This is a genomic window from Noviherbaspirillum pedocola (assembly GCF_016632335.1).
GTDB classification, from domain to species: domain Bacteria; phylum Pseudomonadota; class Gammaproteobacteria; order Burkholderiales; family Burkholderiaceae_D; genus Noviherbaspirillum_A; species Noviherbaspirillum_A pedocola.
In genome coordinates this window covers 25233-39130 of record NZ_JAEPBG010000001.1, presented here as the reverse complement: position 1 = coordinate 39130, position 13898 = coordinate 25233, and the positions used below count along the sequence as shown (strand labels likewise).

Annotated in this window: 16 protein-coding genes; 10 read left to right on the top strand and 6 right to left on the bottom strand. The window is 55.7% G+C overall.

The features are described 5' to 3' along the window. Positions 1 to 9: 9 nt before the first annotated feature. Positions 10 to 909: a hypothetical protein gene (locus JJB74_RS00215; RefSeq protein WP_200589476.1), complete on the bottom strand. Its 900-nt coding sequence runs from the start codon at positions 907 to 909 to the stop codon at positions 10 to 12. After that, positions 906 to 3509: a DNA mismatch repair protein MutS gene (mutS, locus tag JJB74_RS00210; protein WP_200589475.1), complete on the bottom strand. Its 2604-nt coding sequence runs from the start codon at positions 3507 to 3509 to the stop codon at positions 906 to 908. The genes JJB74_RS00215 and mutS overlap by 4 nt, the downstream gene beginning before the upstream one ends. A gap of 240 nt (positions 3510 to 3749) precedes the next feature. On the opposite strand from mutS, the gene JJB74_RS00205 reads away from it, so the two are divergent. After that, the gene (locus JJB74_RS00205; protein WP_200589474.1) at positions 3750 to 5111 is read left to right on the top strand and encodes a tyrosine-type recombinase/integrase; all 1362 of its coding nucleotides are present in this window, start codon (positions 3750 to 3752) and stop codon (positions 5109 to 5111) included. A gap of 69 nt (positions 5112 to 5180) precedes the next feature. Here the strand turns inward: JJB74_RS00205 and JJB74_RS00200 are convergent, their stop codons facing one another. Then, on the bottom strand, positions 5181 to 5684 hold the full coding sequence (locus tag JJB74_RS00200) for a hypothetical protein (RefSeq protein ID WP_200589472.1): 504 nt from the start codon (positions 5682 to 5684) through the stop codon (positions 5181 to 5183). Positions 5685 to 6340: 656 nt separating this feature from the next. Between JJB74_RS00200 and JJB74_RS00195 the strand changes: the two genes are divergently transcribed. Beyond that, entirely contained in the window at positions 6341 to 7027 is a 687-nt protein-coding gene (locus JJB74_RS00195) for a hypothetical protein (RefSeq protein ID WP_200589470.1), read from the top strand. A 226-nt stretch (positions 7028 to 7253) separates the two neighbouring features. Further along, complete coding sequence (locus JJB74_RS00190; protein ID WP_200589468.1) at positions 7254 to 7490, top strand: hypothetical protein; 237 nt, start codon at positions 7254 to 7256, stop codon at positions 7488 to 7490. Between the two features lie 364 nt (positions 7491 to 7854). Here JJB74_RS00190 and JJB74_RS00185 read toward each other — a convergent pair whose 3' ends face one another. Next, a complete protein-coding gene (locus JJB74_RS00185; RefSeq protein WP_200589466.1) occupies positions 7855 to 8046 on the bottom strand; it encodes a hypothetical protein in 192 nt (63 codons plus the stop codon). Positions 8047 to 8169: 123 nt separating this feature from the next. Between JJB74_RS00185 and JJB74_RS00180 the strand changes: the two genes are divergently transcribed. Beyond that, the gene (locus tag JJB74_RS00180) at positions 8170 to 8565 is read left to right on the top strand and encodes a hypothetical protein (RefSeq protein ID WP_200589464.1); all 396 of its coding nucleotides are present in this window, start codon (positions 8170 to 8172) and stop codon (positions 8563 to 8565) included. A gap of 518 nt (positions 8566 to 9083) precedes the next feature. On the opposite strand, the gene JJB74_RS00175 is transcribed toward JJB74_RS00180, so the two are convergent. After that, on the bottom strand, positions 9084 to 9503 hold the full coding sequence (locus tag JJB74_RS00175; protein WP_200589462.1) for a hypothetical protein: 420 nt from the start codon (positions 9501 to 9503) through the stop codon (positions 9084 to 9086). Between the two features lie 322 nt (positions 9504 to 9825). Here JJB74_RS00175 and JJB74_RS00170 point away from each other — a divergent pair, with 322 nt between their 5' ends. The 3 genes from JJB74_RS00170 to JJB74_RS00160 all read left to right on the top strand — a co-directional run bounded on the left by JJB74_RS00170 (position 9826) and on the right by JJB74_RS00160 (position 11150). Next, positions 9826 to 10029, top strand: a complete 204-nt coding sequence (locus JJB74_RS00170; RefSeq protein WP_200589461.1) for a hypothetical protein — start codon at positions 9826 to 9828, stop codon at positions 10027 to 10029. Positions 10030 to 10039: 10 nt separating this feature from the next. Then, on the top strand, positions 10040 to 10366 hold the full coding sequence (locus tag JJB74_RS00165; RefSeq protein WP_200589459.1) for a hypothetical protein: 327 nt from the start codon (positions 10040 to 10042) through the stop codon (positions 10364 to 10366). Positions 10367 to 10778: 412 nt separating this feature from the next. Beyond that, the gene (locus tag JJB74_RS00160) at positions 10779 to 11150 is read left to right on the top strand and encodes a hypothetical protein (protein ID WP_200589458.1); all 372 of its coding nucleotides are present in this window, start codon (positions 10779 to 10781) and stop codon (positions 11148 to 11150) included. A 381-nt stretch (positions 11151 to 11531) separates the two neighbouring features. Here the strand turns inward: JJB74_RS00160 and JJB74_RS34120 are convergent, their stop codons facing one another. After that, entirely contained in the window at positions 11532 to 11669 is a 138-nt protein-coding gene (locus JJB74_RS34120; RefSeq protein WP_407672268.1) for a PAS domain-containing protein, read from the bottom strand. Between the two features lie 323 nt (positions 11670 to 11992). On the opposite strand from JJB74_RS34120, the gene JJB74_RS00150 reads away from it, so the two are divergent. From JJB74_RS00150 to JJB74_RS00140, 3 genes are all read left to right on the top strand, one after another. Then, complete coding sequence (locus JJB74_RS00150; protein WP_200589456.1) at positions 11993 to 12295, top strand: H-NS histone family protein; 303 nt, start codon at positions 11993 to 11995, stop codon at positions 12293 to 12295. Positions 12296 to 12313: 18 nt separating this feature from the next. After that, positions 12314 to 12715 carry an FKBP-type peptidyl-prolyl cis-trans isomerase gene (locus JJB74_RS00145; RefSeq protein WP_200589455.1) on the top strand — a complete coding sequence of 134 codons (402 nt, stop codon included), beginning with the start codon at positions 12314 to 12316 and terminating at the stop codon, positions 12713 to 12715. Between the two features lie 853 nt (positions 12716 to 13568). Next, positions 13569 to 13898 carry a hypothetical protein gene (locus JJB74_RS00140; RefSeq protein ID WP_234483761.1) on the top strand — a complete coding sequence of 110 codons (330 nt, stop codon included), beginning with the start codon at positions 13569 to 13571 and terminating at the stop codon, positions 13896 to 13898.

The window sequence follows — 13898 nt, the reverse complement described above, 5'->3', positions numbered from 1 at the left end:
CGGCGAAACCTAACGCGCGCCGTGCTCGGCGCGTGTTAGGCGGAACAAATCCGAAGCGGCTGGCTGGACCATGACCTTCACCCAGCCCGCGCCCACGCCCAGCGTACCGAGATTTCCTGACCAGACGATCGCACCCGCGCCTGGCTCGATACGGCCGTGCACCAGCAACACCCGCCCGGGATAATGCGCTGCCAGTGTCTGGATCTGGCGGCGTACTTCGAGGTAGCCATCGCGCCGCACATTCTGCGGAGACGCCATTGGATTGGCATCGCAGAACAGCACAATGCCGGCCATCTTCTGACGCGCGGCGGCATAGAACACCCGATGCAGCCAGTAGCGGTTCGCGATCAGCCTATCCTCGAACTCGCTGTTGCGCCCGGCTGCGAACAGATAGTGATTGTTGTCGGCTGGCAGATTGACGGTGGCGAACCCGATGCTGCCGATTTCCCAGCGCGCATTCTCCGCATAGCTGCGGAATTTCGATGTCGTCGATTCCCGCATCAGCGGGATGCGGGTGTTGCCCAGGCTGGCGTCGTCCTCGAAGAACAATTCCCGAAACCTGGCCAGACGTTCGATGGCGGCCGATCGTCCGTCCGGATGCCGGCACTCGGCCCAGTCGCTGGCGGACAGGGACAGCACCAGGCCATTCTTGGCCTTTGCCAGCAATTGGCGCCGCCGCTCATACAAGTCATCGCTGCAAGCCTCGGATGGCGACTTGATGCCATTGACGACAACAAAGCCGAGATTGTCCGCATCGGTTTCTTCAATGGCCCGGGACAATGCCGCTTCATCCGAACGTTTGCGGAAGGCATGGCCGATGACCGCAAAGTCAAAACCAGTATCGCCAGCCCAGGCGCTGGCCTGCATTGCGGCCAGGAGCAGAAGCAGAATGCGCGCAGGGCGCCTCATGCGTGCTGCGCCAGAATTGCCTTGAGCCGGTACAGCGCATCGAGCGCCTGCCGCGGCGTCAGCGTGTCGGGGTCGATATCGTTCAGTGCGTCGGTCAGGGGATGGTCGAGCTGTGCTTGGGTGTCCGCTTCCGGCTCACTGGCAGTCTCGGTCTCGGCCGGTGCGGCAAACAGATCGAACTGCGGCGAAGCCTGCAGCGAATGCGCTTCCAGTTCCGCGAGATGCTTGCGCGCGGCGCGTATCACCGTCTGCGGCACGCCAGCCAGCTGCGCCACCTGCAGGCCGTAACTCTGCGACGCCGGACCAGGCTGCACTGCGTGCAGGAAGACGATGTTGTCCTTGTGCTCGACCGCCGACAAATGCACATTCACTGCGGTCGGATGGTTTTCCGGCAGCTGCGTCAATTCGAAGTAGTGGGTAGCGAACAGCGTGAAACTGCGTGTCGCGTCCACCAGGTGACGCGCAATTGCCCAGGCCAGCGCCAGTCCATCGAAAGTCGAAGTGCCGCGGCCGACTTCATCCATCAACACCAGTGATTGCTCGGTCGCGCCATTCAGGATCGCCGCCGATTCGGTCATCTCGACCATGAAGGTCGAACGGCCGCCGGCAAGATCGTCCGCTGCGCCGATGCGGGTGAAGATGCGATCGATCGGTCCGATGGTCGCCGAAGTCGCCGGCACAAAGCTGCCGACATACGCCAGCAGCGTGATCAGCGCCACCTGCCGCATGAAGGTGGATTTGCCGCCCATGTTCGGGCCGGTGATCAGCAGCAGACGACGCTCATCATTGAGCCGGCAGTCATTCGGAATGAAGCGCTCTATCGTGTTTTCGACCACCGGATGGCGCCCGGCTTCGATGTCGAGCACCGATTCTTCCACCAGGCGCGGCGCGCACCAGCCATGACGCTGCGCATGCACCGCCAGCGCGGTCAGCGTATCGACCGCAGCGATCGCATGCGCGATGCGTTGCAGCACGGCGATATGCGGCGCCAGTGCGCGCAATACCTCGTCGTACAGGCTCTTCTCCCGTGCCAGGGCGCGCTCCTGCGCGGACAGCGCCTTGTCTTCAAAGGCTTTCAATTCCGGCGTGATGTAGCGTTCCGCGTTCTTCAGCGTTTGCCGGCGCCGATAGTCGTCCGGTACCTTGTCGGTCTGGCCATTGGTGACTTCGATATAAAAGCCGTGCACCTTGTTGTATTCGACCCGCAAATTTGCAATGCCGGTACGCGCGCGTTCGCGGGTCTCCAGATCGAGCAGAAACTGTCCGGCGTTCTGGGACAGACCGCGCAGCTCATCCAGTTCGGCATCGAAACCCGTGGCGATCACGCCGCCTTCGCGCACCAGCGCGGCCGGCTCGGGCTGGATCGCGCGTTCGAGCAGGTCCAGACATTCGTCGGGCGTGGCGAGCGCGGCGCGTATGCGCACCAGCATCGAGCCTTCGGCATTGCCGGTACTGCGGCTGATCTGCTCGCACAGGGCCGGTAATTGCTGCAGTCCGCGACGCAGCGCAGCCAGATCGCGCGGACGCGCGGACAGCAGCGCCACGCGCGTGGTTATGCGTTCGATATCCGGCACTTCAGCAAGCACCTGGCCGAGAGTGTCAGCACTTTCTGCATCGATGATCAGCTGTATTGCCGCATTTCTGGACATCGCCACACGCCGGTCGCGGCGCGGATGATGCAGCCAGTGCCGCAACAGCCGCGAACCCATCGTGGTGCGGCAATGGTCGAGCAGGGAAAACAGCGTCGGCCCGGCATCCTGGCTACGCAGCGATTCAGTCAGTTCGAGGTTGCGCCGGGTGGAAGCATCCAGGCCGATGTATTCCTGCTCGCGTTCCACCGTCAGCGTGCGCACATGCTGCAGGCTTTGGCTTTGCGTGGATTGCGCATAACGCAGCAGCGCTCCGGCAGCGCCCAATGCCGCGGACAAGCCTTCGGCGCCATAACCGGAGAGCGTCGCGGTGGATAGCTGGGTCAGGAGCGCCTTGGATCCGGCCTGCCCATCGAAATGCCAGGCGGGCAGCGTTGCGGCACGCAGCGGCCAGCCCTCGTCCTGCGCGCAATCCTCGCCGATCAGGATTTCAGCGGGCGCGATGCGATCCAGTTCCTGCCGCAAGCGCGCATCGACGGTTGTCGCATCACCCGAAATTTCCATGACCCGCAGCGCGCCGGCTGCCATCGACAGCCACGCCAATCCGATGACCACGGTCTTGCGCTGCGTTTGCCGGCACAGCGCGAGCAGCGGGCGTTCGGCCTTGTCCGGCAGCAGTTCAGATTCGGTCAGGGTGCCGGGCGTGACGATGCGTACGACCTTGCGTTCAACTGGCCCCTTGCTGTTGGCCGGGTCGCCAATTTGTTCGCAAATCGCAACCGATTCACCCATGCGCACCAGGCGCGCCAGATGCTGATCGACGGAATGGAAGGGCACGCCAGCCATTTTCACCGGCGCGCCATTTGAGCTGCCACGCTGCGTCAGCGTAATGCCCAGCAGCCGATGCGCCTTTTCCGCGTCTTCATAGAAAAGCTCATAGAAATCGCCCATGCGGTAGAACAGCAGGGTCTGCGGATGATCGGCTTTCAGACGCAGATACTGCTGCATCATAGGGGTATGTTTTTCCACGTCGTTTTTTATCGTTTGTTTCCCTGGAAAATCCGCGTCGTGCAATTTCATTAAAGTTCTCTTCCTATAGAGGAGGTATTCGAGAAAACTGAACTAAACAAAGGATTTTTCCCTCGTGGAAATTTTCCAGGTGCGACGCCCAGCACCAGCATTTTAGTGGAAAAGTCGTGGAAAAAATTTAAAACAGGTTTAAACTGACGTGGAAAAATTTGGGAGGCCGGCATGGCAAACTTCAAAACAAAATCTGATGTGGCCAAGATGATACCTCCTGCGTTCAAAGGGGATTATTGGTCGTCCAGCCAAGAGGGCTTCGGCATCCGCATCGGCGGCCGTAAGAAAGACGGGTCGTTTCAAAAAGAGTACCTGGCGCGCTGGCGTGATGAGCACGGCAAAGACCAGCGCCCGACCATCGGCCGCTACGATGAAATCGACTTCGCTGCGGCATCGGACATCGCCCGCCAGCGGGTAGCCTTCGAAAAGAAGAGGGTCAGCGATATCAAGAAGGGCATCGCGCCGTCGCTTACGATGAATGAGGCATATCAGAGGTTCATCCTTGAAAACAAAGTGGGCTGGTCGAAGATAACAGTAGTCGGCTATGACTCCCGGTGGAAAAACGTGGAAAAATTCCACAACCGCCCTATGGAGGAAATCACGAACTGGGAGTGGTTTGACCTGTACGCCGAACTTGTAGAAAAGAATGGGCCAATTGCAGCGCTAGCAGCGCACAGTCTAGCCAGGAACGTCTACAGCTACTTCATCAAGGAAAACCTCATTGAGACTAACCCCTGTGAGGACCTCGAACGCTTGGCAAGGAAAAAAGAAAGGATTGTCCAGAAGCCTAAGAAACGAGAAAGGCATGTGTCGCTCGAACTGATGCCGGACTATTACCAAGCCCTGATGACGCGCGCCGGCCCAGCCCAACGTGACTACATCCTTTTTGGCCTGCTCACCGGATTTCGAGCGAGCCTGCTCGGCAGTCTGGCCTGGGCAAGGCTCGACATGAGAAGGCACACGTACCATGTTGAGGCCGTCGACATAGGGAACAAGTCAAAGATAGCGTTCGACTACCCGATTTGCGATTTTCTCTGGGAGCGCGTCATCGTGCCACGGCTGGAGATTCGTGAACCTGGCGCAGAGTGGATTCTTGAATCGCCGCAGTATCCTGGATACCCGCTGTGCTCTGTCCGCGGAACGCATGAAAAGCTGGAGAAGCACGCGGGCATCAAGCTGTCGGACCACGACCTCCGCAAAACCTTCGGCTCCATCGCATATGCGGCTACAAAAGACTTGCTTACAGTGCAGCGCCTTCTGACTCACTCTCAAGCACCGAAGAACCGGGAGACAGAGATTACCGAGCTGTATGTCCGCACATCAGAGCGCACATTCAGAGAAGCGGTCGAAGCTACGGCTAGGCAGTTCGTGATGTATACGAAGAGGGAGACCGCCGGGACTGGCTTTCTGCCCGAGGCCACGCTGGATTACGAAGAGAAGAAAAAGCTCGAATACGCTGACCAAGCAAGGGCGGAAGCCTTGGTTGCTGAAGCAGAAGCAAAACAGGCTGGGCTCGCTGCCCAGCCTGCCTAAAAGGCGGTGATGTCCTGGCCAACTTGTCGATGCGCGGTTGGCCAAGGATGCCTGGCAGAGGAACTCCGCTCAGGCAGCTTTCTTAAAAGCCGTCTTCTTTGCGACGGCCTTCTTAGCTACGACTTTCTTGGAGGTGGCCTTCTTGGCTACTGGTTTCTTAGCATCGGCCTTCTTGGTGGTGGCTTGCTTAGCCGTCGGTTTTCTTAGAGCGTCGAGTAATGACTCGTCCTCAGGCTGCTTTGCAACAGCACGTGCCGGCGTCTTTTCGAATTCGCCATAGCGCTTATTAAACTCTGCGATGGTCAAGGCCAGTTCGAACTGTTCTCTTTGCGCAATTCTCCCGCAGCGTTCACGGTCTTTTGGCGTTTTGGCGGACATCTCAGACAGAAGACTGTAGAAATCAGACTGTTCTAAGTGCTCACAGTAGCCTTTCAATACCTTGAGTAGAACCCAAGCGCGTCGGCGATTCTCTTCTGTAACGGCATCACGCCTTTCTTTGTCGCTTGCTTTTCCATATTTCTCTACAGCGCGTGCATAAGCAACAAGTGTTGCTGCGGTATCTTTATTAATCACACAGTTCCTCTGGTTTTGGCAGTAAAAAGACAATGTTACCAGATGGAAATATAAGAATATATTGCTATATTGCAACGTAAGACGCAACCACCCAACGAAACAGAAGCAGGGTCAATCCCTAGACATGGCACGCTGCCAATCTCGGAGCGCCTTCCCGCAAGAAACGCGACGTTGAGCCCAGTGCGTTGTGCAACCTCACGTAAGTGTACGGGAAAGATAGTTTGGTCTACATCACTGCCGAAAAGTGCATTGCCGCGCCGCGCGGAATTTAAGTAGAATAACCGCAGCGCCCCGGTCCGGCCGAGTTTCGAGCGACTCAATCAATACTCCCCCTCCTGTTATCTGCAATACCTGCCGTAACCACCACGTGATTTTTCCATCGCGCGGTCAGATAAGCGCTCGAGTGCCCGCGCACGAACATGGAGATTCGTGATGGTGACCATTTTTTCGACGATAGCGTTTGTCCTTCGCAACGCCAGCCGCGCTGCCCTTACACCAGTATCCGTGAGCTACGCGCAGCAGCTCGTCGCCGCCGCATTGGGCTATGACTCGCTAGCGGCTTACCAAGCCTCTGCCGAAACGCAGACGACCTTCGACGGGCCGAACCACTATGTGCTAGACGGTGACCGGATATCCCTGCGGGCGCATCAGCTGGGTTGCCACAGGACGGCGCGCTCTGGCTGCCCTTGATAGTTTCGGCCATCGGCCACTGCCTGCCCGGCGCGAAGTTTCACGATTCGGAATTCGCGGTCGACGAATACCTGCTCCGCCTGGTGGAAGACGCGGTGCTCCGTGACGATGACGTGAACAGCGCGATGAACCAGACGGATAACGACGGCATTGGTGAAGTGTATTTACCCATCGAGGAGTTTCACTTGGCGGAGCTACCGCCGCCGGGCGAAGAACTCGACCTGAGTTTTGGCGGGCATGTGTCGATGGACATCGATACCGAGCGCCCCTATAGCGGACATCGTATTCCGGTGCAGGTTGCGCTCTGGCTGGAAGCCAAGGGCCGCGTCTGCTTTGCCGCACCGCGTTTCGAAGTGCTGGAGGCAGGACTCGACTACGGCTGGGGCGACGATGAGGTCCCCCAGCAGCCGCCCCGCACGCTGGCCGAAGCACTGGCCGATGCACTGGGCCTGGAGGTGGCCGAAGCCGAGGAGTTAGTTGACATCGAGCCCATTGTCAACGAGAGCGATGACGGGCTGGTGTATTCATACCTCTTTGATTTCAGCGAAGAGGTATCGCCAGAGCTCGCGCAGAAGATACTAGCAAACCACGGCGAGCTGCGGCTGGAGGTCTCGCCCGCGTTCTTCGACGGGGTGCGTCGCGCCGATGATTAAGCTCTGCATGGTGCATTGAGGGGTGAATAAAAATCCAGCCTATAAAACCCCACACTTCGCGATAGCCGTTCCAAAAAGGCTTGCTAGAAAGAAGTGGCCACCTCCAAGGGTGGTCACTTCCATTTCAGGTGACCGTTTTTGTACGACTTCTGGGACTTTGCCCAAAAACGGTCACCTGAACCCAAGCCACCAGTCCTTGTCATAATCTCAACCAAAGGGGGCAGGCATGGAAGACGAACCAAAGACGCCGCTAGAGCGGTTCGTAGCGCACGGCGATACAGTGCTGAAAGTAGTCGCTGTCTTGTTCGCCGTCGACGTAGTGGTGCTGCTCGTCTCGCTATCGCATAAGTTTCACGATGAGCGTATGGAAACAATTGTGCTGATTGCAGCTGCAGCGGTCGTCGGCTTCGCCGTAGGCCGAGTGCGCAGCCTGGCGTGGTTCAGCCGCCGGGGCGGTGGATGACATGACGCTAGCGGAGGGCTGGGCAAACATCGTGCAGCACGTGCACGAAGCGACCTGGGCACATCTGGCGCACGAGCTTCGAGGGCTCGGAATCACCTACTTCGTCCTCGGCGTCGGCGGCGTAGGTCAGTGGCTCTACTACCGGTGGGCTGACCGACGTCGGCGCCGGTCAGAGGGCTAGGAGCACGGCATAGCGCGCGAAATAGCCCGGAATTTCGCCCCGTCTGGATTTCCCGGAACCCGGCCACGCTCCGCCAAGAAGGCGCCCTGGCGATGCATCCTTGGCCAACACCGTTAGCAGACACCTCTGCAAAAGCTTTCCAGACTCGTCGCACGAAAAGGGGAGGCCGAAGCTCCCAGTTGGCTACTTCAAGAAAATAACGGCTAAGACTACAACTACCATGCCAATGGTCATGAGAGCCATCGCGACGTTTGCGAGCACTCTTGGCGCGCGTTCCGTGTCCCCCAGAAAATCTCTAATCGCCTGAAGATTCCAAAGGCGACCTAAAGCAAAACCGAGAACGCCAGCGCTAAGCGCAATTACGAATGTGTTCATTTGCTGCTTTTCCTTTCCGGCTAAGCCTCCAAAAAACTTGTTCTTTTAAAGCCCCTACTCACAAAGTGGATACCTACATTATTTGGTGCTAAGCTGTCTGAATCAACAGCGAGCGGAGGTGAAATGGACATCCTCGGCAAAGTTGGCACCTTCTTGGCGGAGTTCGCTGCAGCGATGAACGCCCCCAGCAATTGCGACGGGTTCAGGAGTTCGCAGACAGTCATCAACCCAAGTACAGGCCTGCCCACTGTTGGCGGTGTGGGTACCCCCGACTTAGCTGGGACCACTTGGGGCACTTACGACGGGACCAGTAGCAGCATATGTGACGACAACACGTTTCCGGAGACGGCTATCAATCCTGGAACGGGACTACCCACTATCGCCGGCATTGGCTCGCCGGATGTGGCGGGCAACGCGTGGGGTAGTGGCTTTCCAACCTACGATGACACCTTCGGAAGTGGTAGCTTCATGGACGACAACTTCAGTAGCAGTTGCGGCAGCAGCATGTTTGATAGCTAGGAAAAAAGAAGGAGACCGAGGTCCCACAAATCAAAGTGCATGGCTTGCCTTGTGGGATTCACGCAGCGCATCGAGCCTTTATCCTGCAAGACCGGGCGTATTGCCCTTGAGGATTTCAATGACGGTCGCACAGATGCCGACGCTGCTAATCCGGCCGATGCCGGACTTCGACTAGCCTGAGCTTCTTGGCCAACCTTGTAAGCTGGTGACCTAGTGATTCACACATGCCAAAGAAAAGCCCCTCTTGCGAGGGGCTCGAATCAACTCTCTATTAGGTCCTTCTTATAGGCCTCCAATGCTGCTTGGTCCCAACCTTCTACCCAGTACCCGGAAAACGTGCCCAAGTGTGCGGGGGCATGCCGTGGCTGATTCGCCTTGTACGCGGCGATGCCTTCAGTGAAAGCGCGGTTCGCCAAGAAATCATAGAACGCTTGCAAAGTTCACTCCCTTTGTGTGTTTGCCTGTCTCGTATAGCGAAACTGGCGACAAAGGGAATACACCGCATAGCGCCGCGGCCTTTACGCCTCGCCCATCGCCTTTCCGGTCCTGACCAGCTTGCCGTCGACAATCTCAATGCCGTTCTGTGCCAAGACTTCTGCCATTACGTCGGCGTCGAGCGGCTGGGCGAAGTCGGACATGCTGAAGCCGCGCTCTTCCCACTGCTGCAGGCTTGTACCCATGGAAGTCTCATCGTGTGGGACCGCAGCGTGTGCTTCGTCCATTTCCTGCCTGATGGTGCGGAGGGTAGCTTCCAGCTTGCGCTCTGCACGGACATCGTTACCGGCGTCCAGCTTCTCCAATAGTGCCTCGAGCGACTTATTCAACGCTTTTAGGTAAATCATCGCGCGATGGTCGTTGCCGGTCAGCAGATTGCCGGCGATATCTTTTGTCAGCGCGTATGACAGAGAAACAGTGCTGCGATTCAGGCCCTTGCTCACAATGATTCCTTCATCTTGGATAAAACAAAATATTAACACGATGAAACAAAAACCAGCGCACTGACATGTCCGAGTTCTCCGTTATGAACGATTTTCTCCACATCCGGCGCTTCGCTTTGTAAATACTATTCCAGCATAAGAAGCTGTTTCTTTATGAAAATATGTTATTGCAACGGAAATTTCCTTCGAGTCACTAATAAATATCGAGGAGGGAGTGTCGCCAATGGGCTTTTCAGCGGGTTGTCGCGCTTTCACTCGTTTTACAAGTTATCGCTGCCGCAGAAAAAGGCCCGACCCTGAACCTTTTAACGGAATATTGATTATGAAAACCTACAAGTTCCAGCCCTATTTCACCGGAAAGCCGCTCGTCCGCGTTGAGTATTCCTATAACGAGACGACGATGTTTTGCAGGATGGGAGACCACTTGACCTCGGTGTCGATTAACCCCGAGCAACTGTCAGAACTCAACAGCTTGAATGCAAACGAGCAAATGCGGGCCGCCGCCATCTTCGCCAGTTGCATCTAAGGAGGCCGACATGGAATCCGCTCAGCGAGAAGTACAGGTGTGCGAGCCCGCCGCCGATAGCGTGAAAGCGTTCCAAGCGCTGCTGGCAAAGCACCGCTTGGGCTACCTGATTGTCTGGACTTCGGCTGGCTGGCATAAGCACGGCGTCATTCGCGTCTTTCCGCTAACGGAGAACGGCGCCCTCGATACGCGGCATTTGGTATTTGCCGAGGAATTCACGCGCTCGAATTCCTCGTGGGGTGTCGCCGACCGAGTATTGGGCCGTGTGCGCACCGGCAGCCCAAAACATCGCGCAATCTTGGCCCTGCTCGCCAGCCTATCCAACCGTTTCGACTAGACCTTAACCTCCCTGTGCAGGAGGCAGACCATGAGTGCTACTACCATTGCCCTAAGACCGTCTACGTCAGGTTCTCCGATTCCACTCTGACCGACGCCGCCGCGTCGGCCTTTGCCCCACTATGCTGGCAAAGGTAAAAAAGCGGCTCAAGCATGGTTTATGCGGTGTCGGAGTGGCGCACAGACACCAACCTTCCCCTGCAGAGAGTGGCAGACGACAAGGCGACGGATTACCGCTTATGGTCGCGAAAATTGTAGCTATCTTTTTTGAAACATTGACGGGGAATTGTAACGTTAAAAAATTTTCCGAAAAATTTCGAAAACGTATAATTTTTTTGTAATTCCTTGCTATACAGAAGAGGAGAGGGGTGCTTCTCTCTTCGACTTTATAAAACACCCTAAGGAAATTGGAAATGAATACGCTTTACAAGAATACGGACGCTGCAGCCATGCTAGATATTACGCATTTTCACTTCAGGAAAGCGCTTGATAAAGTTCACTATACCCGCGAACGACTGCGACAGAAAGAGGAGGCATACGAAATCACTCAAAAGCTCGTCGATATGTTGGGACATTTAGAGCTCATTGGTCCTCAAGCCAATGCCAATAAACTTTTGAAGAGCATTGGGCGTGCTTTGGAAAAGCAACGTAAAATATACTTAGACGCAGTAACTGAATGCCAGGTGGTGGAAAATAATATTGCATCGAAAGTATCCGATATGCTTCGAATGGTGGGTGGTCAAGAATGTGATTCCGCCGGATATGGGGTCGTCTTTACGCAATGAAGCAGATTGATTCCGTCCCCGGTATTCTTGCCGGGGACCCGTAACTATTTGCATATGGGAAAAAATAGTGCACAGCACCAATTAAGAAATTGCTTGGTTGCTGGCGTCATCGAAGTTTTGCAGTTCTTGTGTCCTGACGCCATTCAGCACTGCGCTGACTTGTGGTGGAACAGTCGCGCCAGCCGTATCCCAAAAATCGCTGTGCTCATAGCACGTTAGCTCTGTTTCAAAATTGTTGGTATAGCGAAGCTTACCCGCGCGGCGGCGACGGCCTATGATGCCCACGGCATCCGGAGGGTGATTCCAACGAATGCGCAACTGACGTTCAAGGTCGAGGTTTTGTCGGTGCAGTGACAGCTGCGCATCGCCTTTTAGAGCTCCTTACGGTTCCACAGGATACAGTAAGTCGGCATAGTGTCTGCCGAGTAGTTTCTGTGGCTGGTATCCCAAAATCTCAACTGCCGCTTCATTTAGATGAACAAAGCGTTCGCTCTCACCCAGTAACGCAATTACATCCAACGAGTTAAAAAGCAGCCACAACAACAAGGGGCCAAGGGTCTAAATGGTCATTGCCCGCAAGGTTTTAAAACTGTTTATAAGCGATTCAGAAGTCGAGAAAAAGTTCTAAAAATTGATGCATTTTCGGGGTGGGCAAACAACTCGCAACTTTTTACACATCCTTTGCTCAAAAGCTAAAGAGGACCTAGACCCATTTCAATAAATGCATTAAGCTTCGCGCGGGTTTATAGGTTTGCATTTTTACCAAAGTAGACAATACTGATTTGCTGATGGTGAAAAAAAGAATATGCGAACAGTGTAATTTTTCAACCGAGGAGTGAAAGATGGCAACGTACAAAGAGATTCAAAATCAAATCGCTGAACTGCAACGCGCTGCGGAAGAAGCGCGCGCAAAAGAGGTGCAGGGAGCCGTCGACCAAATCAAGACCTTGATGGCGGATTACGGCTTGTCTATTGAAGACCTCGCTGACTCCAAGAAGCGCGGTGGCGGCGGAAAAGCCGGTGCCAAAAGTAAAGCAAATGGCAAAGTGCAGTTTCGTGACGACCAAGGTAATACTTGGTCTGGCCGTGGTCGCATGCCCGGTTGGCTGCACGGACAGGATAAAGAGCAGTATCGAGTTGCCTAACCAAAAAGGAATAGTCGCATGAAGTGTTCCTTTTTCGGTCTTGCTTTAGTTCTTGCTGCCACTTCATCTTTCGCGGCGGCGCCTGCAAAAGAAACGCTGCCGTCGGGCGTAGTTATCGAGACTATCAAGGCAGGCACTGGTGCCTCGCCCAAAGCTACGGATACCGTCGTAGTGAACTATCGTGGCACGCTGGCTGATGGTACGGAATTCGACAGTTCGTATAAGCGCGGACAACCCGCGACTTTCCCGTTGAATCGGGTGGTACCTTGTTGGACTCAAGGCATTCAGCACGTCAATGTCGGCGGCAAAGCGAAGCTGACTTGTCCTGCGGCGACTGCATATGGTGAGCGTGGAATTCCTGGCGTTATCCCTTCGAATGCGACGCTGACTTTTGAAGTCCAGGTTCTGTCACTACAGTAGCAACCATTCCTTGGTTTGCATCTGGAAAACACAAATGCCGTCCGCCGTTCCGCAGTAGAGCAAGGAAGTCGGATGGCATCAGTCGTATGGCTTCATGAGCCAAACCTGCCTGACCTGCCGTGCTGTCACATCAACGGCATGCTCCTTATGCCCAACGAACGTGAGACGGTCGTCGCCAACTTTGACGGGTTGAGGCTCGTAGAGTAGTGCGACCACGTCGATATCTTCTACTTTTTGAAGGTTTGAAAATAAGTCGAGCCCGGCAGACGAGAAGTCCAAAAAGATTCGTTTCCGGCCAGTCCTCAAGTAGCAATTGCCCTTGGTGGCGCGGAGCTTTAAGTAGTTCACTCTTTGTAAGCGCGATACCATCTTTCATTGCCCTGATGATTGCTACCTGCATAGTTCGATAAGGCCGTACGCATGTACAGTTTATCAACTAGGGATGGGAACTAGGGTTGGGGTATGTCAACAGCACCAATGAATTCGAGGTCGGCAGGACTTGACATTTTGACATTCGAAATATCTGTGACGTCCCCTTTTTCTGCGTGATGCGGTAATTTCCCTCCCATGGGCATTCCAGTGGGAAGGAAAAACCTTGTCGATTGTTACTTCTGCTTCCGAGGGTCCTCACCGCATATCCATGCCAACCTCCCATACCTGTCTTGGTTCGGGAGCAAATTCGTGATGAGGTTCGGCCCAGCGACGTGGGCCGCTTGACCCTCTCACCGAGGGAGAGAGTAGAGTATTAGACCAGTTTGCAAAATGTCCCTACACTACGCACGTCCGATATCTCTCTAACTCGATGCACCGGTCCTTTTCATCGTTCTGTCGCCTGGTAGCGTGCTTCTTGGTCATGACCGTCCTGGTCAACGGAATCGCGATGGCTGCCTACGCTTGCCCGCGGCTGACACCGGCGCCGGTGGAAGAGATGGCCATGGCAGGGATGCCCTGCGCAGAAATGGACAAGAAGGAACCCGTCCTTTGCGCTGAACAGCAAATCGGCGTCCAGCTGGCGCTCGAGCATCTGGCGACGACGCCCGCCTTGGGGCCGCTTGCCACCACCTCTGTCATGCCGGCCCCCTTGTCGGTTGTCCCGCTTGTCCTCGCCGCCAAGAAGGGCAACATTCCTCTGTCATCCGGAACAGACCCGCCCTACCTTCAGACGCTCCGACTCCGCATTTGA

Bases quoted from the DNA above. Each gene is read 5' to 3' on its own strand.
- JJB74_RS00165 (WP_200589459.1), top strand. From the start codon at position 10,040: ATGGAATCCGCTCAGCGAGAAGTACAGGTGTGCGAGCCCGCCGCCGAT.
- JJB74_RS00160 (WP_200589458.1), top strand. From the start codon at position 10,779: ATGAATACGCTTTACAAGAATACGGACGCTGCAGCCATGCTAGATATT.
- JJB74_RS00140 (WP_234483761.1), top strand. From the start codon at position 13,569: ATGACCGTCCTGGTCAACGGAATCGCGATGGCTGCCTACGCTTGCCCG.
- JJB74_RS00205 (WP_200589474.1), top strand. From the start codon at position 3,750: ATGGCAAACTTCAAAACAAAATCTGATGTGGCCAAGATGATACCTCCT.
- JJB74_RS00180 (WP_200589464.1), top strand. From the start codon at position 8,170: ATGGACATCCTCGGCAAAGTTGGCACCTTCTTGGCGGAGTTCGCTGCA.
- JJB74_RS00170 (WP_200589461.1), top strand. From the start codon at position 9,826: ATGAAAACCTACAAGTTCCAGCCCTATTTCACCGGAAAGCCGCTCGTC.
- JJB74_RS00215 (WP_200589476.1), bottom strand. From the start codon at position 909: ATGAGGCGCCCTGCGCGCATTCTGCTTCTGCTCCTGGCCGCAATGCAG.
- JJB74_RS00190 (WP_200589468.1), top strand. From the start codon at position 7,254: ATGGAAGACGAACCAAAGACGCCGCTAGAGCGGTTCGTAGCGCACGGC.
- JJB74_RS00145 (WP_200589455.1), top strand. From the start codon at position 12,314: ATGAAGTGTTCCTTTTTCGGTCTTGCTTTAGTTCTTGCTGCCACTTCA.
- mutS (WP_200589475.1), bottom strand. From the start codon at position 3,509: ATGATGCAGCAGTATCTGCGTCTGAAAGCCGATCATCCGCAGACCCTG.
- JJB74_RS00150 (WP_200589456.1), top strand. From the start codon at position 11,993: ATGGCAACGTACAAAGAGATTCAAAATCAAATCGCTGAACTGCAACGC.
- JJB74_RS00185 (WP_200589466.1), bottom strand. From the start codon at position 8,046: ATGAACACATTCGTAATTGCGCTTAGCGCTGGCGTTCTCGGTTTTGCT.